This window comes from Rhodococcus sp. MurmanLake-1 (genome assembly GCF_056945715.1).
The window spans coordinates 1-273 of the sequence record NZ_JBWZNF010000085.1 but is presented as its reverse complement, the minus strand read 5'-3'; the positions used below and the strand labels follow the sequence as shown (position 1 = coordinate 273).

The 273-nt window shown below is 71.4% G+C and carries 1 pseudogene; it reads left to right on the top strand.

From position 1 onward, the window contains the following. Nucleotides 1-273 (top strand): annotated as a pseudogene (locus AC2ETI_RS32750) (hypothetical protein); the annotation flags it as partial.

Here is a 273-nt window from a genome sequence, read left to right as displayed (position 1 = left end):
GGACTGGCGCGACCTGGTCGAACACCTCACGTTCACGCACGTCTTCGACCGTGAGCGGATCTTCTACACGCTCGGCCCGAGCTGGTCGCTCTCCCTGGAGGTGGCCTTCTACCTCGTCCTCGTGGCCGTCGGGCCGCTCGCGGTGCGCGCCTGCCGGCGGCTGCGGACCCGGCGGGCCCGGGTGGCGCTGTGCGCGTCGGGCTGCGCGGCGCTGTTCGTCGCGCCGCTGGTGTGGATTTCCTGCGCGCACTACGTCTTCGACGTGCCGTACAC